This window comes from Octadecabacter dasysiphoniae (genome assembly GCF_021532615.1).
GTDB lineage: Bacteria > Pseudomonadota > Alphaproteobacteria > Rhodobacterales > Rhodobacteraceae > Octadecabacter > Octadecabacter dasysiphoniae.
The window spans coordinates 309071-335038 of record NZ_JAKGAQ010000001.1; the positions used below are offsets into that span (position 1 = coordinate 309071).

General features: G+C 58.5%; 28 protein-coding genes. 12 read left to right on the forward strand and 16 right to left on the reverse strand.

From position 1 onward, the window contains the following. Positions 1 to 18 precede the first annotated feature (18 nt). From L0664_RS01440 to L0664_RS01450, 3 genes are all read right to left on the reverse strand, one after another. Positions 19 to 474 (reverse strand): MaoC family dehydratase, encoded by a 456-nt coding sequence (locus L0664_RS01440; RefSeq protein WP_235223845.1) that lies wholly within the window; start codon positions 472 to 474, stop codon positions 19 to 21. Between the two features lie 94 nt (positions 475 to 568). Next, on the reverse strand, positions 569 to 1441 hold the full coding sequence (locus tag L0664_RS01445; protein WP_235223846.1) for a TIGR01459 family HAD-type hydrolase: 873 nt from the start codon (positions 1439 to 1441) through the stop codon (positions 569 to 571). Between the two features lie 121 nt (positions 1442 to 1562). Continuing rightward, a complete protein-coding gene (locus L0664_RS01450; protein WP_235223847.1) occupies positions 1563 to 2480 on the reverse strand; it encodes a manganese-dependent inorganic pyrophosphatase in 918 nt (305 codons plus the stop codon). Between the two features lie 295 nt (positions 2481 to 2775). On the opposite strand from L0664_RS01450, the gene L0664_RS01455 reads away from it, so the two are divergent. Then, positions 2776 to 2952, forward strand: coding sequence for a hypothetical protein (locus tag L0664_RS01455; protein ID WP_235223848.1), 177 nt, complete (start codon positions 2776 to 2778; stop codon positions 2950 to 2952). Between the two features lie 78 nt (positions 2953 to 3030). After that, positions 3031 to 3687: a DUF2161 domain-containing phosphodiesterase gene (locus L0664_RS01460; RefSeq protein ID WP_235223849.1), complete on the forward strand. Its 657-nt coding sequence runs from the start codon at positions 3031 to 3033 to the stop codon at positions 3685 to 3687. Here L0664_RS01460 and L0664_RS01465 read toward each other — a convergent pair. Beyond that, positions 3684 to 4670, reverse strand: a complete 987-nt coding sequence (locus L0664_RS01465; protein WP_235223850.1) for a TraB/GumN family protein — start codon at positions 4668 to 4670, stop codon at positions 3684 to 3686. The two genes, L0664_RS01460 and L0664_RS01465, sit on opposite strands and share 4 nt — an antisense overlap. A 189-nt stretch (positions 4671 to 4859) precedes the next feature. On the opposite strand from L0664_RS01465, the gene L0664_RS01470 reads away from it, so the two are divergent. From L0664_RS01470 to groL, 3 genes are all read left to right on the forward strand, one after another. Next, complete coding sequence (locus tag L0664_RS01470; protein WP_235223851.1) at positions 4860 to 5684, forward strand: hypothetical protein; 825 nt, start codon at positions 4860 to 4862, stop codon at positions 5682 to 5684. 183 nt (positions 5685 to 5867) lie between these two features. Beyond that, the gene (locus tag L0664_RS01475) at positions 5868 to 6155 is read left to right on the forward strand and encodes a co-chaperone GroES (RefSeq protein ID WP_235223852.1); all 288 of its coding nucleotides are present in this window, start codon (positions 5868 to 5870) and stop codon (positions 6153 to 6155) included. A gap of 40 nt (positions 6156 to 6195) precedes the next feature. Next, a complete protein-coding gene (gene groL, locus L0664_RS01480) occupies positions 6196 to 7839 on the forward strand; it encodes a chaperonin GroEL (RefSeq protein WP_235223853.1) in 1644 nt (547 codons plus the stop codon). 125 nt (positions 7840 to 7964) lie between these two features. Here the strand turns inward: groL and L0664_RS01485 are convergent, their stop codons facing one another. Then, positions 7965 to 8417 (reverse strand): NUDIX domain-containing protein, encoded by a 453-nt coding sequence (locus L0664_RS01485; RefSeq protein WP_235223854.1) that lies wholly within the window; start codon positions 8415 to 8417, stop codon positions 7965 to 7967. 77 nt (positions 8418 to 8494) lie between these two features. Between L0664_RS01485 and L0664_RS01490 the strand changes: the two genes are divergently transcribed. After that, the gene (locus tag L0664_RS01490) at positions 8495 to 9229 is read left to right on the forward strand and encodes an esterase/lipase family protein (protein WP_235223855.1); all 735 of its coding nucleotides are present in this window, start codon (positions 8495 to 8497) and stop codon (positions 9227 to 9229) included. Positions 9230 to 9316: 87 nt separating this feature from the next. Here L0664_RS01490 and L0664_RS01495 read toward each other — a convergent pair whose 3' ends face one another. The 3 genes from L0664_RS01495 to L0664_RS01505 form a co-directional block, all read right to left on the reverse strand. Then, positions 9317 to 10390, reverse strand: a complete 1074-nt coding sequence (locus tag L0664_RS01495) for a 5-(carboxyamino)imidazole ribonucleotide synthase (protein ID WP_235223856.1) — start codon at positions 10388 to 10390, stop codon at positions 9317 to 9319. Continuing rightward, positions 10383 to 10868 carry a 5-(carboxyamino)imidazole ribonucleotide mutase gene (purE, locus tag L0664_RS01500; RefSeq protein ID WP_235223857.1) on the reverse strand — a complete coding sequence of 162 codons (486 nt, stop codon included), beginning with the start codon at positions 10866 to 10868 and terminating at the stop codon, positions 10383 to 10385. Before purE ends, L0664_RS01495 begins: the two co-directional genes overlap by 8 nt. 82 nt (positions 10869 to 10950) lie before the next feature. Further along, complete coding sequence (locus L0664_RS01505) at positions 10951 to 11169, reverse strand: YdcH family protein (protein WP_235223858.1); 219 nt, start codon at positions 11167 to 11169, stop codon at positions 10951 to 10953. A 191-nt stretch (positions 11170 to 11360) separates the two neighbouring features. On the opposite strand from L0664_RS01505, the gene L0664_RS01510 reads away from it, so the two are divergent. The 3 genes from L0664_RS01510 to L0664_RS01520 are packed head-to-tail and all read left to right on the forward strand — an operon-like array spanning position 11361 to position 13098. Next, positions 11361 to 11774 (forward strand): Hsp20 family protein, encoded by a 414-nt coding sequence (locus tag L0664_RS01510; RefSeq protein ID WP_235223859.1) that lies wholly within the window; start codon positions 11361 to 11363, stop codon positions 11772 to 11774. A 3-nt stretch (positions 11775 to 11777) separates the two neighbouring features. Further along, entirely contained in the window at positions 11778 to 12002 is a 225-nt protein-coding gene (locus L0664_RS01515) for a DUF1150 family protein (RefSeq protein WP_235223860.1), read from the forward strand. Between the two features lie 55 nt (positions 12003 to 12057). Continuing rightward, a complete protein-coding gene (locus L0664_RS01520; protein ID WP_235223861.1) occupies positions 12058 to 13098 on the forward strand; it encodes a succinylglutamate desuccinylase/aspartoacylase family protein in 1041 nt (346 codons plus the stop codon). Between the two features lie 103 nt (positions 13099 to 13201). Here the strand turns inward: L0664_RS01520 and L0664_RS01525 are convergent, their stop codons facing one another. Further along, on the reverse strand, positions 13202 to 14914 hold the full coding sequence (locus L0664_RS01525; RefSeq protein WP_235223862.1) for a bifunctional sulfate adenylyltransferase/adenylylsulfate kinase: 1713 nt from the start codon (positions 14912 to 14914) through the stop codon (positions 13202 to 13204). Between the two features lie 283 nt (positions 14915 to 15197). Then, on the reverse strand, positions 15198 to 16142 hold the full coding sequence (trxB, locus tag L0664_RS01530; RefSeq protein ID WP_235223863.1) for a thioredoxin-disulfide reductase: 945 nt from the start codon (positions 16140 to 16142) through the stop codon (positions 15198 to 15200). Positions 16143 to 16324: 182 nt separating this feature from the next. On the opposite strand from trxB, the gene L0664_RS01535 reads away from it, so the two are divergent. Continuing rightward, the gene (locus L0664_RS01535; protein WP_235223864.1) at positions 16325 to 16825 is read left to right on the forward strand and encodes an Lrp/AsnC family transcriptional regulator; all 501 of its coding nucleotides are present in this window, start codon (positions 16325 to 16327) and stop codon (positions 16823 to 16825) included. Positions 16826 to 16836: 11 nt separating this feature from the next. Here L0664_RS01535 and L0664_RS01540 read toward each other — a convergent pair whose 3' ends face one another. The 5 genes from L0664_RS01540 to lgt all read right to left on the reverse strand — a co-directional run bounded on the left by L0664_RS01540 (position 16837) and on the right by lgt (position 21113). After that, entirely contained in the window at positions 16837 to 17520 is a 684-nt protein-coding gene (locus tag L0664_RS01540) for a Hint domain-containing protein (RefSeq protein ID WP_235223865.1), read from the reverse strand. Between the two features lie 437 nt (positions 17521 to 17957). Next, positions 17958 to 18122 carry a hypothetical protein gene (locus L0664_RS01545; protein WP_235223866.1) on the reverse strand — a complete coding sequence of 55 codons (165 nt, stop codon included), beginning with the start codon at positions 18120 to 18122 and terminating at the stop codon, positions 17958 to 17960. A 269-nt stretch (positions 18123 to 18391) separates the two neighbouring features. After that, positions 18392 to 19159 carry a peptidoglycan editing factor PgeF gene (gene pgeF / locus L0664_RS01550; RefSeq protein ID WP_235223867.1) on the reverse strand — a complete coding sequence of 256 codons (768 nt, stop codon included), beginning with the start codon at positions 19157 to 19159 and terminating at the stop codon, positions 18392 to 18394. Then, on the reverse strand, positions 19156 to 20202 hold the full coding sequence (locus tag L0664_RS01555) for a class I SAM-dependent methyltransferase (RefSeq protein WP_235223868.1): 1047 nt from the start codon (positions 20200 to 20202) through the stop codon (positions 19156 to 19158). The genes pgeF and L0664_RS01555 overlap by 4 nt, the downstream gene beginning before the upstream one ends. Further along, positions 20199 to 21113 (reverse strand): prolipoprotein diacylglyceryl transferase, encoded by a 915-nt coding sequence (gene lgt / locus L0664_RS01560; protein ID WP_235223869.1) that lies wholly within the window; start codon positions 21111 to 21113, stop codon positions 20199 to 20201. The genes L0664_RS01555 and lgt overlap by 4 nt, the downstream gene beginning before the upstream one ends. 100 nt (positions 21114 to 21213) lie before the next feature. On the opposite strand from lgt, the gene L0664_RS01565 reads away from it, so the two are divergent. After that, positions 21214 to 21453, forward strand: a complete 240-nt coding sequence (locus L0664_RS01565; protein WP_049833660.1) for an accessory factor UbiK family protein — start codon at positions 21214 to 21216, stop codon at positions 21451 to 21453. A 142-nt stretch (positions 21454 to 21595) separates the two neighbouring features. On the opposite strand, the gene L0664_RS01570 is transcribed toward L0664_RS01565, so the two are convergent. Next, on the reverse strand, positions 21596 to 22717 hold the full coding sequence (locus tag L0664_RS01570; protein ID WP_235223870.1) for an FAD-dependent oxidoreductase: 1122 nt from the start codon (positions 22715 to 22717) through the stop codon (positions 21596 to 21598). A gap of 257 nt (positions 22718 to 22974) precedes the next feature. On the opposite strand from L0664_RS01570, the gene ileS reads away from it, so the two are divergent. Further along, positions 22975 to 25959: an isoleucine--tRNA ligase gene (ileS, locus tag L0664_RS01575; protein ID WP_235223871.1), complete on the forward strand. Its 2985-nt coding sequence runs from the start codon at positions 22975 to 22977 to the stop codon at positions 25957 to 25959. The last annotated feature ends 9 nt before the right edge of the window (positions 25960 to 25968 follow it).

Here is a 25968-nt window from a genome sequence, read left to right on the forward strand (position 1 = left end):
TTCAAGCCAGCCTTGCAGTCAGTCGAATTTGCGCGACGGAGCGAGCACAATTGCTTCGCCTTTGAGAACCTTTTTGCCGTCGATTTCGCAGTGGGTTTCCATCGTGACTTTGCGTTTGCCGATGTCCATATCGGTGACGGTTACCACGGCTTCTACCATGTCGCCGGGGCGCACGGGGGCCAGGAATTTAAGGCTTTGACCGAGGTAGACGGTGCCGTGACCGGGGAGCTGTTCGCCGATCACCGCAGAGATAAGACCCGCCGTCAGCATCCCGTGGGCGATGCGGCCTTCAAAAATGGTGTCGCGGGCGTAGTCGTCATCCAGATGAACAGGGTTATGATCGGTCGAAATTTCAGCGAACAATTCAATGTCGCGGTCCGTGATGATTTTGCGCAAAGAGCGCGACATGCCGATTTCGATGTCTTCGATACAGATCGTGCCGCGCAGGTCGTTCTTGGGGTTTGTGTCGAGCATGCCATCATCCATTCGGTAATAAAAAGACTTCTACATTGGTTATGTTGAAACTTTATTACTTTGCAGACGCAGCATAAGTCAAGGCATTCTTGCCTTATCGCAGAAAGCCGATGGCATAGGTCGGTGTCACTTTTTCCGTTTCAATATAAGCGTTTAGCGCATTTTGATCCGGTTGTTGATCGGTTTTGGTTTCTGATGCGGCCAATCCGCCGGTAATAAATAGGCTGTCGATGTCTTCTTGTTGGCCGCCAAGGATGTCGGTGCGAATCCCGTCACCGATGGCGATAATACGTGGATCGGATAGCGAACCGGTTAATGCGGCGTACCGACGACGGGCGAGGTCGTAGATGGGCGGGTGGGGTTTGCCGAAATAGAGGCTTTCACCGCCCATTTCAGTGTAAAGCGCGGCCAAAGCGCCGGCGCACCATTCGCGGATTTCGCCGCGATCCACGATGATGTCAGGGTTGGCGCACAGCAATTTCAGCCCCTTGGATTTCGCATAGAGGAAATCGGGGCGGTTCACGTCAAGATCAGCCTGCGTATCGAAGGGGCCGCAACAAACGATGCCTTCGGCCTCTGCCAAGGGGACCTTTTGGATATCGACGGGATTTTCGATGATTTTCAAGGGTTTGAAGAAATCATCATCGCGCGGGGTTTCGCCCATGAAATAGACTTTGGACCCGACGGCACCGCGAAACATCGCGGCGCGGGCGCTGTCGCCAGAGGTTGCGATTGCGTCCCAACAGGTGTCCATTCCCATGTCCAAAAGCTGCTGCGCAACACTGTCCCACGGACGGGGGGAGTTCGTGACCAGCACCACTTTGCCGCCGCGTTCGCGGTAGGATTTCATCGCCGCCACGGCATCCTGAAACGGGGTAATTCCGTTGTGCATACAGCCCCAAAGATCGACGAATGCCACGTCATACTGATCGGAAATTTCGGCGAAAGTGTTAACGATCTGGGACATTTCGGGCCTTTCGGGCGGGTATGGTTTGGGTATGGGTCGCGTATGGTTCTGGTATGGGTCGTGGTATGGAAAAGGGCGCCCAAGCCGAGGTTGGACGCCCTTAGATACTGATATATAACGATTAAACCTTAAGGGATGGGATAATCTGTTTCTTACGGCTCATGATGCCGGGCAGAACCACGTTGTCGCCGGACACTGTGACGCCGAAAGATTTTTCGGCGACGGTCTTGGTCAACTCGTTGGGGATCAGCAATGTTGCCTCTTCGTTGAGGATGTCGACCACGAACAACAGCACCTGATCAACGCCGTCTTCCGTTGCGACGGCTGTCATGGAGTCCATGATCGATGCTTTGCGGTCCAGCACGATTGCGGGAGCAGTGGTTTCCAGAACGGAGACGCGGAAGGCTGTGCCGTCAACGGTGAATTCTTTGCTGTCCATGCGCAGCAATTCGGCGTCCGAAAATGCGGAGACGTCGGATTTTGCAGCGAACATTTCAGACGAATAATCCGGGATCGCGAGGTTGAGTTGGGCGGCCAGTGCCACCGCCAGATCACGGTCCTGATCGGTCGTCGTGGGGGAGCGGAAGGCCAGCGTGTCAGACAGGATACAGCTGAGCATCAGGCCCTTGATGTCGTCGGGCATGTGGGCCGCGTGATTGCCCATCAGGTCGTACATGATCGTCGCGGTGCACGCGAGCGGGCGAATTGTGATATCGATCGGGCCTTTGGTTTCAAGGCCGCCGACCAGTTTGTGGTGGTCGATGATCGCGGTGACGTCCGCGCCGTTGATGTTGGCGGGCAGTTCGGCGGGGTTGTTGGTGTCCACGATGACGCAGGGCTGATCGTCGGCCACATCGGCGATAATGTCAGGCTGCGCAAAGCCCCATTTCTCAGCGACAAAGGCCGCTTCTGTGTTGGGGGTGCCAAGCAATTTGGCCGAGGCATCCACGCCCATGTGATTCATATACCAAGCCCAGATCAGGGCAGAGCCGAGAGAGTCAGTGTCGGGGGCCTTGTGGCCGAAAACGAATGTGGTCATTGCAAAAACGCCTATCAGGGTTGGATTTGCCGCCTTATATGGGCGTGCCGGCCGCGTGTCACCCCTGCGAATTGGCATGGCTGGTTTGACCTGAGGGGGGTGTTTGGGGTAGAATAGATGCCTGTAGAGGAGTGCCCGACCGATGATCATTTTCATCTGATCCGACTGAACCCTTTTGGCTGCGCGCACGTGCCAGCCCCTACTTTCACAGGAGTATCCTGACAATGGACATGCACGGCTAACCGTCGTCGCAGCTGCGTGCTGCATCATTCCCATTTATATCAGGAGGCACATCATGCCCCGTAAAACGAAATCCCCCCGCAAGGCTGCGGGCAAATCCCCTGTGGCACGCCCCAATCGCCGTGCCGTGGCCCCCAAACAGGCGCGTGCGCCGTCAGGATTGGAGCGCCATGGACGCGGGGCGCAGGCCGCACGACCCATGAAGTTCCCCGGTCGACAAGGCGGGCGGTAACAACGCGCCCCCGACGCGCAATGTGTCGGGGGCGTTTGGTGGCTTGGATCGGCGCGCCAAACTGATAGCGTGGCGCCCATGAGCAAGGCACGCGAAGCAGATTTATACGCACCCGTGAAGGCCTACCTTCAGCGTCAGGGCTATGACGTGAAGGGGGAGGTCGGGGCTGCGGATGTCGTGGGGCGGCGCGGGGGCGATGTTGTGATTGTTGAACTCAAGCTCGGGTTTTCGCTGGCGTTGTTTCATCAAGGGATTGAGCGGCTGGCGGTGACGGATGATGTATATGTCGCCGTGCCTGCGGGCGGTAAGGGCAAGGCGTTGCGATCCAACGTAAAGCTGGCGCGCAGGCTGGGCCTCGGTGTTTTGACGGTGCGGGCGCGCGATGGTTTCGTTGAGGCGCTGGCCGATCCGGGGCCGTATTCTGCCAAGAAGTTGAAAAAGAAGAAAACGTCGCTGTTGCGTGCGTTTGATCGTCTTGAGGGCGACCCCAACGAAGGCGGCGCCACGCGCCACGGCATCGTGACGGGCTATCGTCAGGACGCGGTGAAATGCGCGCGGTTTTTGGCGGTGCACGGGCCAAGCAAGGCGGCCAAGGTTGCCGAATGGGCCGAGGTGCCCGTGGCGCGCAATATCATGGCGGATGATCATTACGGCTGGTTCACTCGCGTTGAACGGGGCGTGTACGGGCTGACGGCGGCGGGCAAAAAGGGCCTGATGGATTGGGGCGACGTCTAAAGAGGGGTGATCGTCCAGCCGTTTTGCGCAAGCAGGTTCAGCACGCCGTCTTCGCCGATCAGATGGGCCGCGCCAAAGCCGATAAAGATGTCGTCATGGGTGGCGGCCGTGTCTTCGATCACTGGAATCCATGCGCGGTTGCGCCCCCATAGCAGGGCGTCTTCGAATTCGGCCATTGAGGCTTCGAATTCTTCCATCGTTATGTTGGGCATGAACTGCACCCCGTAACGGGCCATGTACCAGCCGACTGCGGTTTCGCCGCTGAAATAGCGGTCTGTCAATTCAGTGATCATCGCGTCCTGTAGATCAGGCGCGAGCAGCGACATTTCGAGGACTTCGATTTGTTCTTCCTGTGTGCCGCTCGCCATGAGGGCGAACATGTCTTCCCACGGTTCCAGCGGGGCGGTGGGGATGTTGTTCGCGCTGGCGGCGGTCATCAGCATCGCATCAAGGCCAAGGCCGCCGCTGGCCATGGAGGCCATCGCGCAGGGCGGGATCGACAGCGTCAACGTCAGGAACCAGGGTTCCATTTTGGCGGCCATGAAACCGGGGATGCCGCGCGCTGATGCCGCGTCTTGCACGGCGGCCCATGTGGCGTCATCCAGCAAATCAGGTAGGGCCGGACCGGATGTGATGGACATGATGTCGGGGTTGCGGGCCATGAAAACCTGCATGTCGGTTTGATCTTCGAGGGTGGCTTCGACGAGCATGATATCGGCGGATTCGAGCAGGGGCAGGGCGCGGGCCATCAGCGCGTCATGGCGCGGGTCGGGCAGGTGCATCGTGCCAAGGATCGTGATGTCGGTGCCATCTTTGCTGGCCTGCCAGAACAGGCCTTCGCCAAACGGTATCGCGTCGGCGGTGGCCTGAAGCGCGGCCTGATCTTCGGACGAGAGCATATCGATAAAGCCCGGGCCCACGCATTGCGCGGCGGCAGGCACGGGGGCGAGGATCGTTAAGACAAAAGCGGAAATGCGCAACATTCGGGGGCCTCATGGGGTTTTCATCTGACCATAGACGCGGGCTGGTTGTTTGCAACACAGCGCTGCGCGTGGCCTTTGGGGTTCTGGCAACGTTGAAAACTGACCTAATCATAACCATCTAAAATTAAAGGGATTAGTCGGAGGATACCGTTGCTGAATTTGGTGAATATTGAAAATGTTAAACTGGGCTTGCCCAAATCCAAGACGTTTGGCGCGCTGGATCAGTTGATTTACAGCAAGTTTCTTGAAAAGCGTATTCTGGCGCAGGAACATGATATTCTGGAAAGCCACATTGAGGCGGTCGAACGTGACACCAAGATTGTCATCGATCTGGATACGGAATCAATTTCATCAATCGCGGCCTATCTGGAATGGATCGACGGGGCCAAATCGGTTGATCCAACAACCTATCCCGTGTCCGCCGAAAAATGGCAGGAGGCGTTGCGCCAACTGTTGAAGGGCAACAAAGACATGTTGCAGGCGCTGCAACGCGTGACCCCCGACACCATCGAACATTTTGACAAACACGGTGCAATCCCGCTTGAGGCTGCGATCGCGCTTGAGGGGTTGGAAATGGGGTCGATCATGCCTGTGCGCCGTCTTTTGCTGCGCAGCAGTGAGGCGGAGAATGCCCAAACGATCAAACGGGTGTTCATTATGGCGGGGGCCGTTGGCCTTGGTCCGATGATTTTGGTCGGGGTTATGACCCGTCTGCTTGGAATGGACGGTGCGTTGGCCGGCTGGCTGATGGTGCTGGCTGCGGTCGGGGGGCTGGGGACGTTTTTTCACCAGTTCATCGCGCAGGAATCCTGGATCAACCGGCGGTGTTTTGAACCGCTGGCCAAGTTCTGGATCAGCGACAAGGGCATATATGTTCTCAACAAGAGCTTTGGCGGCAATCCTGACAAAACGGTCCTGTGGCCCATTGGTCCGGTTGACGAAGACGTCGAGGCCCGAATTGCCGCACATATAAAAGCCACGCCAGACGTAGAACGCGCATTCGCGGGCTATTGAATGGCTGGATTTGCCCGCTGCGTGTCCCTTCTGCGGGCGGGACGTGCAACATTTCTTTCGTGCTGTGTTGACTCAGTGGTTTGGCTTGCCTACCTATCCGCTGCTGGCACTCGCATGATGTGAGTGCTAATGGCCCCAAATCGGGGCTAAGAAATTGAAAATGCAAAGCAAGGAGCTGTAATCATGGCTTTTACTCCGCTTCACGACCGCGTTGTCGTGCGCCGCACCGAAGGTGAAGAAAAGACTGCTGGCGGTCTGATCATCCCAGACGCCGCCAAAGAAAAACCAGCCGAGGGCGAAGTTATCGCTGTTGGCGAAGGCCTGCGCAAAGACAGCGGCGAGCTGATCGCAATGGCTGTTAAGCCCGGCGACAATGTGCTGTTTGGCAAATGGTCCGGCACAGAAATCACCATCGACGGCGAAGAGCTGTTGATGATGAAAGAATCCGACATCATGGGCATCCTGTCCTAAGTCGCCTGATCAAATTCTGAAATTCAAAAGGAGCTAATCAATGGCTGCTAAAGACGTAAAATTCGGGACCGACGCCCGTAACCGCATGCTGAACGGCGTGAACATCCTCGCGGATGCGGTCAAAGTCACACTTGGCCCAAAGGGTCGTAACGTTGTGCTGGAGAAATCCTTTGGCGCACCACGCATCACCAAAGACGGTGTATCTGTTGCCAAAGAGATCGAGCTTGAGGACAAGTTCGAAAACATGGGCGCACAGATGGTCAAAGAAGTTGCATCGCGCACCAACGACGAAGCTGGCGACGGTACAACAACCGCGACAGTTTTGGCCCAGGCCATCGTCAAAGAAGGCATGAAAGCGGTTGCTGCTGGCATGAACCCAATGGATCTGAAGCGCGGTATCGACCTTGCGACAACCAAAGTGGTTGAATCCATTGTCGCAGCTGCACGCCCTGTTGCGGATTCTGCCGAAGTTGCAAAAGTCGGCACGATCTCAGCGAACGGCGAAGCGGAAATCGGTCAGCAGATCGCAGACGCAATGCAGCGTGTTGGCAACGAAGGTGTCATCACTGTCGAAGAGAACAAAGGCCTGGAAACAGAGACCGATGTTGTTGAAGGCATGCAGTTCGACCGCGGCTACCTGTCGCCTTACTTTGTCACCAACCCTGACAAAATGACGACAGAGCTGGAAGACGTGATCATCCTGCTTCACGAGAAAAAGCTCGGTTCTTTGCAGCCAATGGTTCCACTGCTTGAATCAGTGATCCAGTCCGGCAAGCCACTTTTGATCATCGCAGAAGATGTTGAAGGCGAAGCGCTGGCGACTTTGGTTGTGAACAAGCTGCGTGGCGGTCTGAAAATCGCTGCTGTTAAGGCCCCTGGTTTCGGTGACCGTCGCAAAGCCATGTTGCAGGACATTGCAATTCTGACCGGTGGTCAGGTGATTGCAGAAGACCTCGGCATGAAGCTGGAAAACGTCACAATCGACATGCTGGGTTCTGCCAAGCGCGTTGCGATCACCAAAGACGAAACAACAATCGTTGATGGCGCAGGCGAAAAAGCCGAGATCGAAGCGCGTGTCACACAGATCCGTAACCAGATCGAAGAGACAACATCCGACTACGACAAAGAGAAGCTGCAAGAACGCGTTGCCAAACTGGCTGGCGGTGTTGCTGTGATCCGCGTTGGCGGCATGTCCGAAATCGAAGTGAAAGAGCGTAAAGACCGCGTCGATGACGCCCTGAACGCGACACGCGCTGCGGTTCAAGAAGGTATTGTTGTTGGTGGTGGTGTTGCACTTGTGCAGGCTGCGAAATCACTGGCTGATCTGGAAGGCGCAAACGCTGACCAGACGATCGGTATCAACATTGTTCGTAAAGCACTGGAAGCACCGCTGCGCCAGATCGCTGAGAACTCTGGTGTTGACGGGTCTGTCGTTGCTGGCAAAATCCGCGAATCCGATGACAAAGCGTTCGGTTTCAACGCGCAGACAGAAGAATATGGCGACATGTTCAAGTTCGGCGTGATCGATCCTGCGAAAGTGTCCCGCACAGCGTTGCAAGACGCGGCATCCGTTGCTGGTCTGTTGATCACAACAGAAGCCATGGTTGCTGACAAACCGTCCAAAGACGGCGGCGCACCTGGTGGCGGCATGCCCGACATGGGCGGCATGGGCGGCATGATGTAATTCAAAACGCATCGCGTTTTGGATCAGGGTGCAGAGTGACAGGCCTTTGCTTGCAAATGCCGAGAACTCTGAACCCTATCTGCCCAAGAACAAAGAAGGGCGGTCCTGACGGGCCGCCCTTTTTGCTATTTCAAGATCGCCTCGAGCGGATCATAGGCGGGCGCGCCGACGTCCCCCCACGCCACCGCGGCGAGGGATTTTGGACGCACTGTCATCGCGTCTACTTCGGCGCGGGTTGCCCATTTGCGCAGGGTTACAATCGCTTCGGGGTCTTCCCATGCGGGATCGAGTTCTGGGTTTGTGATGGTGCAGCGAAAGAACACGTCGACCTGATGGTAATCGCCGGTCGGGTCATGAAATTCGTTCAGCAGGCAGGGCGCGCCGGTTTTGATGGTCAGGCCTGTTTCCTCAAACACTTCGCGGGCAAGGTTTTCGGGCAGGCTTTGATGTAATTCGGCCCCGCCGCCCGGTGCGCACCACAGATCACCGCGCCCTTTGTAGGCGTTCACCAGAAGTAAACGATCGTTGTGCACGATGATGGCGCGGGTCGCGATGCGAATGGACGGGGTTCGGGACATTGGAGCAGCTTGGCGGTTTGGGCAAAGTCAGGCAAGCCAGACCTTATCATTTGTGCGCAGGGGCCTATGTTGGGGATATGAAACGGATTTTTGTTGCCCTTTGGTTGTTATTCACCCCGCTGGCCGCCGCCGCAGAGGACTGCGTGGTGCTGCTGCATGGTTTGGCGCGCACAGAGACATCATTTTTCCCGCTGCAAAAGCTGCTGGAACTTGAGGGCTATGTCGTTGTGAACAACAGCTATCCGTCCACGAGCGCGGATATTGAAACATTGGTCGCGGAAAATGTGCCGCAAGCGGTGGCGGCCTGTGGCAACCGGCGGGTGCATTTCGTGACACATTCTATGGGCGGCATTCTGGCGCGGGTGTATCTGGCGGATGCACGGCCCGAGATGATGGGCCGCGTGGTGATGTTAGGGCCGCCCAACGATGGGTCGCAACTGGTTGATATATTGGGCGTTCTGGAACCGTTCGAGTGGATCAACGGGCCTGCCGGAATGGAGCTCGGCACTGATGAGGTGAAGGATGCGGGCGCGCCGCTAAGCCTGCCGTGGCCGGACATCGAGCTGGGCATTGTCGCCGGAGACCGGACGTTGAATGCCTATTATTCCAGCCTGATTGACGGGGCGGATGACGGGAAAGTCAGCGTGGCGAGCACGCGGCTTGGGGGGATGAACGACCACATCACGCTGCCTGTGACCCATACGTTTATGATGAACAATCCGTTGGTGATGCGTCAGGTGATGGCGTTTTTGAGCGAGGGTGCGTTTGACCGTGGCCTGACCATGGGCGGGGTCATGTTCGGGCTACAGTAAGGTTTGCGCGTGCCGCGAGCGGGGCAGGGGGGCCAGCCCCCCGTCCTGCGGACTCCCCCCGGGATATTTGAAAACCAAAGACGGGGTTTAGGACGCGGGGCCGGTGACGGTGTTGATGTGGCCCATTTTGCGCCCCGGTTTGGCGTCGGCTTTGCCGTAGAGGTGGATCGCCGTGTTGGTCTTGGCGATGTCGGGCAGGCGGTTTACATCATTGCCGATCAGGTTTTCCATCACCACGTTGGAATGACGCGACCCGTCGCCCAAGGGCCAGCCGGCGATGGCGCGGATGTGTTGTTCAAATTGATCGACAGCGCAGCCTGCTTGGGTCCAGTGGCCGGAGTTGTGCACGCGCGGAGCGATTTCGTTGACGATCAAGCCGTGCGAGGTGACGAAGAGTTCGACGCCCATCGTGCCGACATAATCCAGTGCATTCAGGATGTTGGCCGTCAGTAGAACGGCGTCGGTGCGTTGGGACGGGGTGAGTTTCGCGGGCACGGTTGTTGTGTGCAAAATCCCGTCGCGGTGGACGTTTTCACCGGGGTCAAAGCACGAAATCGCACCGTCGGCGCTGCGCGTTCCGATGACCGAGACCTCAACGCTGAAATCGATAAAGCCTTCGAGGACCGCCTGTTGGCCCGCCATATCGCTGAGTGCTTGGGGTGCATCATCTGGCGACATCAGGCGGCTTTGGCCTTTGCCGTCATAGCCGAGGCGGCGGGTTTTCAGGATGGCGGGGGTGCCGATCTGGTCAATCGCCTGTTCCAGCATTTCGGCGTTGTCCACGGCTGCGTAGGGCGCGGTTTGCAGGCCGATGCGGGTGAGGAAATTCTTTTCCAGAAAGCGGTCTTGTGAGGTGGCGAGGGCGTCGCGGTTCGGGTGGATCGGGGCGAGGGCTTCGATTACGTCGAGGGCCTCTGTCGGGATGTTTTCGAATTCAAACGTGATGACGTCACAGGCGTTGGCGAATTTTGTCAGCGCGTCGGTGTCGTTGTAGTCGGCCTTGAAATGGTAGTTGGCGACGTGGGAGGCGGGGCAATCGCTGCCCGGTTCAAAGATGCAGGTTTTGAAGCCGAGGCGGGAGGCCGCGACTGAGAGCATGCGGCCCAATTGCCCGCCGCCCAGGATGCCGATGGTTGCGCCTGTTTTGAGGGGATCAGTCATCGCTCGGGCTTTCTGGAATGGAGGCGGAGAGGGCATCGCGCCATGCGTCCAGCCGGTCGGCCAGATCGGGATCTTGCAGGGCGAGGATACCGGCGGCCATCAGCGCGGCGTTGGCCGCACCCGCCGATCCGATCGCCATTGTCGCGACGGGGAAGCCTTTGGGCATTTGTACGATGGAATAAAGGCTGTCGACGCCTGACAGCGCCTTGGTTTGAACGGGGACACCGACCACGGGGATACGGGTTTTGGAGGCCATCATGCCGGGCAGATGCGCCGCACCACCCGCACCTGCGATGATCACTTGGAGGCCGCGATCGGCGGCGGTTTTGCCGTAATCCCAAAGGCGGTCCGGCGTGCGGTGGGCCGAGACGATTTTGGCCTCATAGGTGATGCCCAGTTCATCCAGAAGCGTCGCCGCTTCGCGCATGGTGGCCCAATCGGACTGGCTGCCCATGATAATTCCGACGGATGGGGTCATTGGTGTGCGCCTTATACCGTTAAAGGGGCTTTATAACGGGCCACCACAGGAGCGCAATCAGGCGATGATTGCTGGCCAGAGGTCAGGCGATAATGTCCGGTGTCACGCGGTCTTCGAGGACTGCGATTTTGTCTTTCAGCGCCAGTTTCTGCTTTTTCAGGCGTTTCACGGTGAGCATATCAGCGGTGCCGGACGCCTGAAGGGCATGGATTGCATCATCCAGATCACGGTGTTCTTGTCGCAAAACACCCAGTTGGATGCGCAGAACCTCGAGCTGTTCCATTCGGGCAGAGCTGTTCATGGTGATTCCGCTGTTGGGGCCAAGAAGGGACAGGGTAGACGCAAACCCTTCATTCTCAAAAGGAAAACCGCGTCAAATTCGATTGGTCCAAAACCTTGCGCTGGCGGGGGTGTGGCCCCATATTTAACACATGCGGTTGCCGACAGCGGGGCCGTGTTTGAGATGTCGCTTAACGTAAAAGGACGTGTCGTATGAGCAAACTGACCCTTGGAACGCATCCGTTCCTTCTTGGCTTTGAAGAGCTGGAACGGCTGGTCGAACGGACCGCCAAATCTGGCAATGACGGCTATCCGCCCTACAATATTGAACAGGCGTCGGCGACGTCGTACCGCATTACGCTGGCTGTGGCCGGATTTGCCGAGGGCGATCTGGCCATCACGGTTGAGGACAACCAGCTGGTGATCCGCGGGCGACAAAGCGATGACAGCGAGGGCCGCGTGTTTTTGCATCGTGGCATTGCGGCGCGTCAATTCCAGCGGTCTTTCGTGCTGGCAGAAGGCGTGGATGTGGGTGAGGCAATCATGGAAAACGGATTGCTTCACGTCGATTTAACCCGCGCGGTGCCCGATAGCGTCGTGCAGACCATCAACATCAGGAAGGGCTAAGACATGGATACGAAATTCAATTTTGCCGACGTCGGGGACCGCGTTGTTTACGTGAAATCTGTGGATGTCGCCGACCTGCCCGATGATGTGCAGGAGGCCGCCGAGGGGCGCGAGCAGCTGTTTGCAGTGCATGACAGCGACGGGCAGCAATTGGCGCTGGTCGCGGATCGCAGAATGGCATTTATGCTGGCGCGTCAGAACGACATGCGGCCTGTCACCGTCCATTAACGCTTGCTTTTGTTGGGGTTTTGACGTCATTGGCGATTGAGCCAAAGGACGCATCATGCCCAATCGCAAGCCATTCGAATTTGCCGGACAAACCATAGACGGCGGCACGCGCCGCACGGTTGACCTGCCTGTTTCTACGTTGTCTGACCACACGCCGGTGTCGCTGCGGGTCCATGTGATCCATGGCAAAAAGGCGGGGCCGACGGTTTTTGTCAGCGCGGCGGTGCATGGTGACGAGGTCATGGGCGTTGAGATTGTGCGCCGCTTTCTACAGTCAGATTTGTTGAACGGGTTGCGTGGCACGCTGATGGTTGTGCCGATTGTGAATGCTTTCGGGTTTCACAACCGGTCACGATATTTGCCGGATCGGCGTGATTTGAATCGATCATTTCCGGGATCATCGCAGGGATCGCTGGCATCGCGATTGGCGGGGATTTTTCTGGATCAGGTGGTGAAGCGCTGTGATCTTGGGATTGATCTGCATTCGGCCGCGATCCACCGCACGAACCTGCCGCAAGTGCGCGTGAGTGCGGGCAATGATCGGGTGATGGCGCTGGCCAAAGTGTTTGGCGCGCCTGTGATTTTAACGTCTGGTCTGCGCGAAGGATCATTGCGCGCCGAAGCCGCAGAGGCGGGCGTCGACGTGTTGTTGTATGAGGCCGGCGAGGGGCTGCGGTTTGATGAAATGGCCGCGCGTGCGGGTGTTGCCGGAATTTTGCGCGTGCTGCGATCCATGGATATGCTGCCCGCCAAGGGGATTGCCAAGGCGAAGGTTCAGCCGCTGTTGTGCCAATCCAGCAAATGGCTGCGCGCGCCCACGGGGGGATTGTTGCGCACCTATCGCGGGGATGGTGATGTGGTGGAAGAAGGCGAGGTTATCGCGTCGGTGTCGGATCCGTTCGGAGAGCAGGACGTCGATATGGTGGCGCCGTCTGATGGGATTATCATTGGCCGCGCTGTGATGCCGGTGGTGAACGAAGGCGACGCGGTGTTTCACATCGCGGATGTGCGCCACGACGATCCGGCGCAAGCGGTTGAAGACATCGCAAACCAGCTGGAAAATTCACCGCTGTTTGATGAAGACGAGATTATCTGACGGGCGCAGCCCTGCGGGATTTAGGGCATTGTGGCCGTCTGAATATAGAGAAAGGCGCAGGGTGTGACACCTGCGCCTTTTGATTTGTCGGGATGCGGGCGGTTTATTCCGCGGCGATCAATCCCATGCTTTCGAGTTTCAAAATCACCTGATGGGCGCAGTTGTCGACGTCGACGTTTTCGGTTTCAACCGAAAGTTCAGGGTCGGCGGGCACATCGTAGGGGTCTGAAATACCTGTGAATTCCTTGATCTTGCCTTCGCGCGCGAGCTTATAAAGGCCTTTGCGGTCACGGCGTTCACATTCCTCGATTGAGGTGGCGACGTGGACTTCGACGAAGGCGCCAAAATCTTCGACGTCTTCACGCACGGCGCGCCGAGTTGTGGCGTAGGGCGCGATGGGTGCACAAATTGCGATGCCGCCGTTCTTGGTAATCTCGGATGCAACGTAACCGATGCGGCGAATGTTGAGATCGCGGTGTTCTTTGCTGAAACCAAGTTCCGAGGACAGGTTTTTACGCACGATGTCACCATCCAGAAGCGTGACCGGACGACCACCCATTTCCATCAGTTTGACCATCAATGCGTTCGCGATTGTGGATTTGCCAGAGCCTGAGAAGCCCGTGAAAAACACCGTAAAGCCCTGTTTGGAGCGTGGCGGTTTCGTGCGGCGCAGTTCTTTGACGACTTCTGGGAAGGAAAACCATTCAGGGATTTCCAGACCTTCGGACAAACGGCGGCGCAATTCTGTGCCCGAGATGTTGAGGATCGTGACGTTTTCTTTGTCCGCGATCTCATCGATGGCTTCGTATTGGGCGCGTTCCTGAACCCAAACCATGTGTTTGAAGTCCACCATTTCGATGCCCATTTCGTCCTGATGTTCGCGGAATAAATCCTGCGCATCATAAGGGCCGTAGAAATCCTCACCTTGGGAATTAGAACCTGGGCCTGCGTGGTCGCGGCCAACGATGAAGTGCGTGCAGCCGTGGTTTTTGCGGATCAGACCGTGCCACACAGCTTCGCGTGGGCCAGCCATACGCATGGCGAGGTTCAGCAGGGACATGGAGGTTGTGGACTGCGGGTATTTGTCGAGAACCGCTTCGTAGCAGCGCACACGGGTAAAGTGATCAACGTCACCGGGTTTGGTGAGGCCGACAACAGGGTGGATCAGCAGGTTGGCCTGTGCTTCGCGGGCGGCGCGGAATGTCAGTTCCTGGTGGGCGCGGTGCAGCGGGTTGCGTGTTTGGAACGCGACCACTTTGCGCCAGCCCATTTTGCGGAAATAGGCGCGCAATTCGTTGGGCGTGTTGCGCTTGGCGCGGAAATCGTAGTGCACCGGTTGCTGGATGCCTGTGACGGGGCCGCCCAGATAGATTTTGCCAGCTTGGTTGTGCAGATAGTTGACCGCAGGGTGCGCATCGTCATCCGCACCAAAGACTTTTTCAGCCTCGAGCGCTTTGTTCGGCGTCCAATTGTCGGTGACGGTCATCGTCGCGAGGATCACGCCTTCTTGGTCGCGCAGGGCGATGTCCTGACCGATTTCAAGGCCAGCGGCGAAATCTTCGGACACATCGAGAGTGATCGGCATGGGCCACAGGGACCCATCCGCGAGGCGCATGTTTTTGACGACGCCATCGTAGTCTTCCTCGCTCAGGAAACCCTTGAGCGGGTTGAAGCCGCCGTTCATCAGCAGTTCAAGATCGCAAATCTGGCGCGGTGTCAGGTCGTGGCTGACAAGATCGCCGGCCTCTGCTTTCAGCTTTTGTGCGGACTCATAGGAGACGAACAATTCGGGGATCGGGGCGAGGTTGGGGGTCATTTAATTTCACTCTACTATTTGCGACGGACTAACCGCACTGGTCAGTGTGTACGCGGGCGATAGAACGGGAATGTGGCTAAATTCAAGCGCTGGTGGCCAAAAAGACGGTTTTTAGCGGATTTTCCCCGTAAACGGGCGCTTAATGCCGCAGTGCAACAAAAAACGGCGCCCTGTTACGGGGCGCCATTTTCGATGGGTTTAAGGCGGTGGGCCTTGGGCGAGGAAGGGCGCGCCGACGATGGCTCATTTGCTCATCGCCGAGCCTTTCGAAACCGGGGATGCCCTAGTCGTCGTTTTCTGCCAGCCAGCGTTCCGCCTCAAGCGCGGCCATGCAACCCATGCCTGCGGATGTCACGGCCTGACGATATTTGAAGTCCGTCAAATCGCCCGCAGCAAACACGCCGGGGATGGATGTTTCGGTGCTGTCCGGTTTGGTCACGACATAGCCGCCCATGTGCGTTTCAAGCACGTCTTTGACCAATTCGTTCGCAGGGGCATGGCCGATGGCAATGAACACGCCCTTGGCTGGAATGTCTGTGATTTCGCCGGTTTTGACGTGTTTTACTTTGATACCTTCGACGCCAAGCGGGCTGTCGCCGCCGTAAACTTCATCCAACTGGTGATCCCAAAGGGGTTCGATTTTGGGGTTTTTCATCAACCGGTCAATCAGGATCGCCTCTGCGCGCAATTCATCGCGGCGGTGGACCAAGGTGACTTTGGATGCGAAGTTGGTGAGGAACAGGGCCTCTTCTACGGCCGTGTTGCCGCCGCCCACGACGACGATTTCCTGACCGCGATAGAAAAAGCCGTCACAGGTGGCGCAGGCTGACACGCCGAAGCCTTTGAATTTCTCTTCGCTTTCAAGACCGAGCCATTTGGCGCGCGCACCCGTCGCGAGGATGATCGCGTCGGCCTCATAGACGGTGCCGCTGTCGGATTGGCACACGAAGGGGCGTTTGGAAAAGTCGACCGAGGAAATGATGTCACCGATAATTTCGCAGCCCATGGCGCGGGCGTGGGCCTCCATGCGGATCATCAGATCGGGGCCTTGCACGTCGGTGTCGCCGGGCCAGTTTTCGACCTCGGTGGTGGTGGTCAGCTGCCCGCCCGGTTCGATCCCTTGCACAAGGATCGGGTTCAGCATGGCGCGGGATGCGTAAACGCCAGCGGTGTAACCCGCGGGGCCGGAGCCGATGATCAGAACTTTGGTTTTGCGTGTTTCGGTCATGTCAGAATCCCCCAAGGATCAGGTCTGCGTTGAGTGTGATATACGCACCCTGGCGGGCAGGGAAAAGGGGTGTCGCGTCCCTGTGATGAGGAGAAGGAATATTGCCCGAACGTGAAACATTGTTGCGCCCGCGCAGCACCTGACGTATGAATCGCGACAGCCAACAGGGGATGCGCGCAACGATGCCAGGACAGAAGCTAGACGATATCGACCGGATGATCCTTGCCGAATTGCAGGCGGACGGGCGGATGACGAACGTGGAACTGGCCAAACGGGTCGGTATTTCTGCGCCGCCGTGTTTGCGCCGCGTGCGCACGTTGGAAGAACAGGGGTTCATTCGCGGCTATCATGCAGACGTAAACGCGCGTGAACTTGGTTTTGAGGTTCAGGTGTTTGCGATGGTCGGGCTGGTCAGCCAGGCGGAGGTCGATCTGGCCGCGTTCGAGGCAAAATGTCAGGGATGGCCGCTGGTGCGCGAGTGTCACATGCTGAACGGCGAGGTCGATTTTGTGCTCAAATGCGTGGCACCGGATTTGCGCACCTTCCAGAATTTCCTGACAGAACAGCTGACGAGCGCGGACAATGTGGCCAGCGTTAAGACGTCATTGGTTATTCGCGGGGCCAAGGATGACCCCGGCGTGCCGTTTGACGTGTTGGAAGAACGGCTAAAGCGGGACGCCTAAGCGCGCGGTTTTTACGCGACGATCCCGAAATCCAGATCATGCATCGACAGGCGCGGGTGCATCAGCATTCCGAAATCTTCGATCCGCTGCATGTGCGGGAACAATCCCATATACAGATCCAGCATTTCACCGCGCAGGCCCAGTTCATGGCGCGCGCCGGGGTTGTGGCTGTCGACTTCGACGCCGTTGGCAACGATCCGTTCGTGATTGGTAAACCCAAGCTGGAAGACCTGCACAGGGGTCTGCGGTTGGACTTCGACGATGTTCACGCCGTCGATGAAATCCGACGCAGGGACGAAGGCGGCGGCATGTCCGGTGACGCGCTGCAATGTCGGGGAGCGGTGGTAAAGACGCGCGGACGGGCCGAGCAGCAGGTCGGGCATCGGGCGGCCAATCCCAAGGGAGTCGGCGGAAAAGCGGGTGAGTTTGCCCATGCGCGGGTCTTGGCCGGCTGCATTTGGCACCAAGGTCATTGCGCCGCGCCAATGCACGGTTTGAAAATCGTTCGTGACGGTTTTGACCTGATCACCGGGCAGGATGTCTTCGACGGCGACCATGCCGCGATCCGTCTTCAGAAGCGCGCCGCGCGCCAAGGCGCCAAAGCTGTCTTCGAAGGCGCGGTGCGCCGGTGCGATGCGGGTGAAGTCGTCAATGTCGCCATTGGAAAGCAGATGGACGACCTCGTATCGGCGCATAAGAGGCTGTGCGCGCTGAGGTCGTCCGTCTCGCTGAGTGAACCGGGCTGAGGAGGCTACCGGGTCTGAATTTCGTCCCACCGCGAGGCCAGCGGTGGTAGGGGGGGTCGTGTAGGTCATGCGATCACCGATTTGGTTGGTCACATCATCTGTTGGCCCCCGCCAACAACATCTGAGGAGCGTTGCGTTGGGATGAATGTGGCGGATGTGGCCGCATTTCGTCAAACAATTCCGGTATTTTCTGTAAATGGCGGATCAATCTACGCCGGACGCGGCGGATTGTTCCCGATTTGAAAACGCTGCCGCCATAATTGGGGCGCAACGGCAATCAAAAATGTCCCTGAAACGAGAATCGCCGCCCCTGGAATGCAAACGGGGGCGGCGATTTTATGTGCTGGAGGGAGGTGCCAGCAGGGAGGTCGTGGTGTGGCGCGTGGTTAAGCGGCCGGACGCAGGGTGCGGGGGGCTTCGGCCAAAGCGGCAACAGCGCGACGGCTCGCGATGAAGGCTTGGCGGCGCAGACCGCGTTCCCAAGGCATCTTGGTTGTTACGTTTTCAGTCTCGTCGATGGCGGACTGGATCCAGCGTGGTGTCTTTGTCATCGGTTTTTCCTCATGTCTGTCTTCTTGCTCGATAGGGTTAAGATGACGTTGCAAAGCGGCATGAGTTTGACTGGTTTGTAAATTTTGAAAGAAATTTTGCGCGATGTGCGCAAGGATTGTGGCGCGGCTTAATTGGCGGTGCGGACGCGAAAACCCCCAAGATTTAAAGATTTGGCAACAATCAGCGTGCCGAGCATAGGATTGTTTCGAAAAAACTGTGGCAACGTGGGGGCGATGGTTGCCCCATTCGCGCCCAGATCAGGCGGTGTTCAAACCGCTGGGCCCAATGTGATCGCCGCAATCAGGCGGCCATAGTCTGCTTCTTTGTGATGGGTCGCGCGGCGGTAGCTATAGAACCGGTCCGCGTCGGCGTAGGTGCAGTGGCGTGTCCATTCCGCATGGCCAACGCCCGCTTGGCGCAGGCGGTGCAGCCCGAGGGCGGGCAGGTCGAATTGGAATTTGTCGCCGTCGCCTTGGGCAAAGAAGCGCGCGAAGCTTTGGTCTTGGGCGATGAAATCCTCAAAGAACTCCGGCCCGACTTCGTAGGCGGATTGGCTGATGGAGGGGCCGATCACGGCGTGGATGTTTTCACGGGTCGCGCCCAGTGCCTCCATTGCATCAAGAGTGGATTCCAGAACCCCGCCAAGCGCGCCTTTCCATCCGGCATGGGCCGCGCCGATGACTTTGGCCTTTGTGTCGGCAAACAAAACCGGCTGGCAATCGGCGGAAAGCACAGACAGCGCGACGCCGGGGCAGTTGGTGACAAGCGCGTCGGCCTTTGGGCGGTCCGTGTTGGGGGTGGTGACGGTGATTGCGTCAGGGGAATGGATTTGGTGCACACCCATCAAGGCATCCAGATGAACGCCCATTGCGTCAGCAACACGGGTGCGGTTGATCGTCACCGCCTCGTGTTGGTCGGTGCTGCCCATGCCGCAGTTCAACCCGGCAAAGATGCCAGACGATGCGCCACCACGGCGGGTAAAGAACCCGTGACGAATGGGGGTAAGGGCGTCTGATGTGATGATTTCTAGGGTCATGGTTCAAGTCCTGCGGGCGGCGGGGCCGCTGCTGGATAGAGCCCCATTACCTTGAACAGGGAACCCATTTCTTCGGGGTGCGTCAAGCGGCGGTGGGCGGCTATGTGCTGATCCAAGGGGTCGCCGGACAAGGCCTGCGCGAGGGTCTGGGCGCGCTGTGTGATGCCGAGACGTTCCAGAAAGACACCCTGCGGCGCAAGGCGGGTGAATTTGGCGGGGGATGCCGCATTGGCGATGGCTTCGAAATCGACATGGGCGGTCAGATCTGCGTGGCCGGGGTTTTCGAACGGGTCGGTTGGCGCGTGGTCTTGCAAGGCTTGCAAGGTATCCCCAAGCGAGCGCCAGTCGCCGTAATCAAGGATAAGCGCCGTGCCGCCGTGGTCAGCGATGCGCGTGGCGATGGTTTGGATAATGGCGGGCAGGGCGGGGCAGTGTTCGACGATGTCGCCCGGTTTCGTGTCGTTCAGGCGATGATCCAGCAGGGCGATGGGCGCAGGCGCGGACAGGCCTGCGGTGATGTCGGCGCCAATCTGGACTTCGCACCAGCCCTGCGGGTCGCGGTGGAATTGGCGGATCGGTAAGGCGTCAAAGAATTCATTGGCCACAAGGAACAGCGGTTGGTCGGGCAGGGTCGTCACATCGTCGTGCCATGTGGCGGTGATGCGTTTGGCCTGTTCTTGGCGCAAAGCGGGCGAGGTTTCCACAAGGTGGATGTGGGCCGCATCGCCAAAGCCTGTAACTTTGGCCGTGGCGCGCAGGATGTCGGCCATCAACGTGCCGCGCCCGGGGCCGAGTTCAGCCAGTGTGAAAGGTGTGGGGCGGCCTTGGTCGATCCATGCTTGTGCCAGCGACAGCCCAATAAGTTCACCAAACATCTGGCTGATTTCCGGCGCGGTGGTGAAATCCCCCGCCACGCCAAGGGGATCGCGGGTGCTGTAGTAGCCCAGCGTCGGGTGCATCAACGCCTCTGCCATATAATCGGCCAGCGTGATTGGCCCGTTCGCAGCAATGCGCGCCGCCATGAGGTCGCGCAGGGTGGTCATGTTTTGCGGCGGGTCAGATAGATCAGCGCGATGCCCGCCAGGATCATCGGGATCGACAGTGCTTGGCCTTGGGTCAGGCCCCATGTGCCGAAATCATAGGCCCAGCCGATCGGGTTGGTGGGGGATGTGAATTGCGCATCAGGCTGGCGCACGAATTCGATGGCAAAGCGCGCCGCGCCGTAGCCGATCAGGAATACCGCCACGAGGGACCATTGGCCTTTCAGCCAGCCGCGTTTGAAGGCGAGGAACATGATGATGGCGCCGAGAAGAAGGCCCTCGAGCCCGGCTTCATAGAGTTGGCTGGGGTGGCGGGCCGGTTCGTCGCCGTAATAGAACCACTCACCCACTGTGGTGCACAGCTGGCGGGCGGGATCAGCGCACATGGACGGAAATTTGACGCCCCAAGGCAGGTCCGTCGCGCGCCCCCAGAGTTCGGCGTTGATAAAGTTCGCAACACGCACGAGCAAAATGGCGGGCGTCGCGGTGAGCGCGAGGATATTGGCGACATCCCCCAAAGCGGCCCCGTAGCGGCGCGCGCAGGCGAATGTGGCAACGCAGACACCAAGAAAGCCGCCATGAAAGGACATGCCGCCATCCCAAATGCGAAAGATCGCGGCAGGGTTTTCGACGAACTGGCCGTCGCCGTAAAACAAAACATAGCCGAACCGCCCGCCCGCGATGACGCCGATGATGACCCACGTCAGCAGGTCTTCGATCTGGTCGCGTGTCAGGGGGGGCGTGTCGTCGCGCCACAGTGTTAGGCGTTTGCAGGCTTGGGTCGCGATCCACCAGCCGATCACGATGCCCACGATATAGCCCATGGCATACCAGCGCAGCGCGAACGAAAAGCCAAACAGCGTCAGGGTGAAAATCACCGGCGAAATATCGGGGAAGGGAATGGCGGCTAACATAGGCCCTGTTGTGACGCAGGGTGCGACGATGTCAACCAGATGCAGGGTTGTTTCGCGGCGGGGTCAGGCCCATATAAGGGCAAGTAATAGGAGAAACCCCATGCAAACGCGCAACAAAGTCTTTGACGACATTTCCCAACTGATGACCAACGCCATGGGCGTGGCCCAAGGTGCCAAGGACGAGGCGCAGACGGCGATGTCATCGATGGTGGACCGCTGGCTGGCTGACCGTGATTTCGTGACCCGCGAGGAATTCGAGGCGGTGCGCACGATGGCCCAGAAAGCCCGCGAAGAGAACGCATCCCTGCTGGCGCGCATCGAGGCGCTTGAGGGGAAGTAAGCGGAGCGGCTGCGCCGCACGCGATTTTTGGTTTGATGGGGGCTGCCGCTTGGTGGCCCTTTTTCGTTTGTGAGGGGCGTTAGGGCACAGGGGCGCTGCCCCGCGCTGCGCGCCCCCGGGATATTTGAAAACCAAAGAGGGGTCAGAGCCCTTTTATCGGAGACACCATCGTTCCGCAGACAAGGCTGGTGAGTATGCGGGGGGCCGGCCAGATCTGGCTGGCGGGAAACAAGGCGCGGTCGCGGATAAGCGGAAGCAGTGCGCTGTCGGATTGATACATCGGCGTGAAGGCCCATGACATCGCTTGATAGATTTTGGTGTGCAGGGCGCGCGCCAAGGCCAGTGCATCCAGTAGGGCCATGTTCGCCCCTTGGCCGAGTTGTGGAGAGGCACGATGCGCGGCGTCACCGATATGCACAAGGCGGTTGTTGTAGGGTTTGGATAACGTGCCATGGCTATAACGTGCCATCGTCATTTGGGACGCATCGGTGATTTGATCCGTGAAGGGCGCGAGCGCGGGCCACAGGGCCGTGGCCTCTGATTTCCAGGCGTCCAGACCTACGTCCAGCCATTTGTCGTGATCCCCTTGGGGAAGGGACCAGAAGACTGCGGCCTTAAACCCCTTTTGGCCGGGGATTTCACCGATGGGCAGTGCGCCGATCATGTTGGAGGCCTTGAGGTAGCGTTGGCTGAGGTGGTGTTTGGGAATATCTGTTTGAGGCCAATCCACCGTGCCCCAAATCGCGCCGTAGGGCAGGGGTTTGGCTGCAATCGGGGACAGGGGCGATCCGGCGCCCGCGCTGTCGACGACCAGTTCGAACGGGCCGTGAACGTCATTCGTGGTTGTGAACACTTCGGCGGTGTCATCGTCTTGGCGCACGGATTGAATGGCGGCGTTGCAGACCAGTGTGATGCCTGTGCGCAGCTGCATGGCCTGCCAAAGTGCGTCAAACAGCGCGGCGCGGTGGATCGCCAACCCGAAGGCGCTAGCGTCATGCAGATCATAGCGCACATCAAGGACGCGGCGGTGTGTTGCGGCCTCAAGCCCCAGCATGTGGGTCACGCGGTTTCCGAGCAGCAGCGCGCGATCAAGGGCCCCGATTTGCGCCAGAACCTGTTGGCCGACGGGTTGGATCACAAGGCCGGACCCGACGGGTTTGGGGCTGTCGAATTGATCAAACAGGGTGATGTCGTGGCCTTGGTCGGCCAGCAGGCTTGCTGCGGTTAGCCCGCCAATGCCCGCGCCGATGATTGCGATGCGCATGTCGTGATGGTCCTTTGTCACTCGTCCAGGTGGGGTATGAGATTTGCGCAGGTCCGTCGCAAGGTGTGTTGGGCCCAATGGCGCACTTTACCGCAGGGGCGTGCGGGCCTATAAGCGCGGTATGACCTATACCGCGTGTCAGATTATTCGAATTATATCCCCGACGTTGTGACCCCCACACGTCGGACCAAAAGGTGTCTGAGTGATCCGCGCCGCCCGAACTTACCCCAATTTTACCTATCCGAAGGACGCCCAAAATGTGCGCCGATAAGACCGATACGATCGACTATAAACATACCCTGAACCTGCCAAAGACCGAATTTCCCATGCGGGCGGGATTGCCCAAGCGTGAACCCGAATGGCTTGCGCGCTGGGCGGATATGGATGTCTATGGACAGTTGCGTGACAAGGCCAAGGCAGAGACACGCCAGCCGTTCACGCTGCATGATGGCCCGCCCTATGCCAACGGGCATTTGCACATTGGCCATGCGCTGAACAAGATCCTGAAAGACATGGTCGTGCGGTCCCAGCAGATGATGGGGCGCGATGCGCGTTATATCCCCGGGTGGGATTGTCACGGTCTGCCGATCGAGTGGAAGATCGAAGAGAAATACCGCGAAAAAGGTCTGGATAAGGACGCCGTGGATGTGGTGGAGTTCCGTCAGGAGTGCCGCGATTTTGCCGCCGGATGGGTTGATATCCAGCGCGAGGAATTCAAGCGGTTGGGGATCACCGGCAATTGGGCCGATCCGTATCTGACGATGAATTTCCATGCCGAACGGGTGATCGCCGAAGAATTCCAGAAATTCCTGATGACGGGCACGCTGTATCAAGGGTCAAAGCCTGTGATGTGGTCGCCGACGGAGGAAACCGCGCTGGCGGAGGCCGAGGTTGAGTATCATGACAAGCACTCGTTCACGATCTGGGTGAAGTTCCGTGTTCTTGAAAGTGTCGATACGCCTGTTGTTGACAGCGAAGATGCGACCGGCGCTGTGCAGGCGGTGAGTGATCTTGCTGGCGCAAAGGTTGTGATCTGGACGACGACGCCTTGGACGATTCCGTCAAACAAAGCGGTCGTCTATGGTGCCGATTATTCCTACGGGCTTTACGAAGTCACAGCGACGCCTGATGAATGCTGGGCCGACGTTGGTGAGCGGTTCTTGCTTGCTGATAAGCTGGCGGCGGACGTGTTTGCCAAGGCGCGGCTTGAGGACGATCAGTGGACGCGGGTGCGCGATGTACCGAGCGATGAACTGGCTGGTTTGTCGTTGCAGCACCCCTTGGCCGGGGCTGAGGGCGCGAATGGCGAATGGGATGATCCGCGTGATTTCCGTGCTGCCGATTTTGTCACGGATGAGGAAGGCACCGGATTTGTGCATTGCGCGCCGTCCCACGGGATGGAGGAATTCGAGCTTTATCGCGATCTCGGGATGTTGGCCGATGTGATCACCTACAACGTCATGGATGACGGGTCGTTTCGCGAAGACCTGCCGTTTTTTGGCGGCAAACGCATTCTACGCGCCAAGGCCAAGAAGGGCGATTGGGAGGGCGATGCGAACGGGGCTGTCATGTCCAAATTGGCCGAAGTGGGCGGGTTGTTGGCACGTGGCAAGATCAAGCACAGCTATCCGCATTCCTGGCGTTCGAAGGCTCCGATCATCTATCGCAACACGCCGCAGTGGTTTGCCGCTGTCGATAAGGCCGTGGGCGACGGGCAGGACACCTATGGCACCACGATCCGTGAACGCGCGTTGCGCAGCATCGATGAACTGGTGACGTGGACGCCGCAAAAGGGGCGCAACCGGTTGTATTCCATGATCGAAGCGCGGCCCGATTGGGTGCTGTCGCGTCAACGCGCGTGGGGCGTGCCGTTGACCTGTTTCACCAAAAAAGGGGCTGCGCCGACAGATGCGGATTACCTGCTGCGCGACGAAGCGGTGAACGCGCGGGTTCTGGAGGCTTTTGAGGCCGAAGGCGCGGATGCGTGGTACAAGGACGGTGCGAAGGCGCGGTTCTTGGGCAATGATCACGACCATGACGCCTATGATCAGGTCATGGACATTCTGGATGTGTGGTTTGATAGCGGGTCGACCCATGCGTTCACCTTGCGCGACCGGACCGATGGGTCCGAAGATGGCCTTGCTGATTTGTATCTTGAGGGCACCGATCAGCATCGCGGCTGGTTCCATTCATCCATGTTGCAGGGCTGTGGCACGATGGGTCGCGCGCCGTATCGTGGAGTTTTGACGCACGGATTTACGCTCGATGAGAAGGGCATGAAGATGTCCAAATCCGTGGGCAATACTGTCGCGCCTGAAAAGGTTGTGCAGCAGTACGGTGCGGATATTTTGCGTCTTTGGGTGGCGCAGGCGGATTATACTGTCGATCTCCGCATCGGGGATGAAATCCTGAAAGGCGTGGCGGATAGTTATCGCCGCCTTCGCAACACGGTCCGGTTTATGCTGGGGTCATTGGCGGATTTTGATGCGTCCAAGGCCGTGGCGCGCGATGATATGCCTGAGCTGGAACAGCTGATCCTGCACAAACTGGCGGTGCTGGATGGTGTCGTGCGTGAGGGCTATGCGCGTTACGATTTCCAAGGCGTGTTCCGTGCGATCTTTGACTTTGCAACGCTTGATCTCAGCTCGTTCTATTTTGATATCCGCAAGGACGCGCTGTATTGTGATGGTGACACCGACCGCCAGCGCGCAGCGTTGACGGTGTTGGATGCGCTTTATGCGCGCCTGACCACGTGGCTGGCCCCAATCCTGACCTTCACGATGGAAGAGGTCTGGCTGGAGCGGAACGGGCCGGACACATCAGTGCATCTGGTTGATTTCCCGGATACGCCGTCCGCGTGGCGCGACGATGCGCTGGCGGCGCGGTCAGAAACGGTGCGCGCGGTGCGTCGTGTGGTGACGGGCGCGTTGGAAGAACAGCGCACCGCCAAAGTCATCGGGTCCTCTCTCGAGGCGGCGCCGACGGTGTATTTGTCGCCGGATTTGGCAGCGGTTATCACGGACGCGGATACGTTCGCGGACCTGTGTATCACCAGCCAGATCACGATTGTCGAAGGGGATGCGCCAGAGGGTGCGTTTACCTTGGCAGATACGGCTGGCGTGGGCGTTGTGTTTGGGACATCAGACGGTGAGAAATGTGAGCGCTGCTGGAAAATCCTGCCGGATGTGGGCACGCATAGCCATGCAGGCGTGTGTGGCCGCTGCGACAGCGCGCTGGACTAACCGACTAAG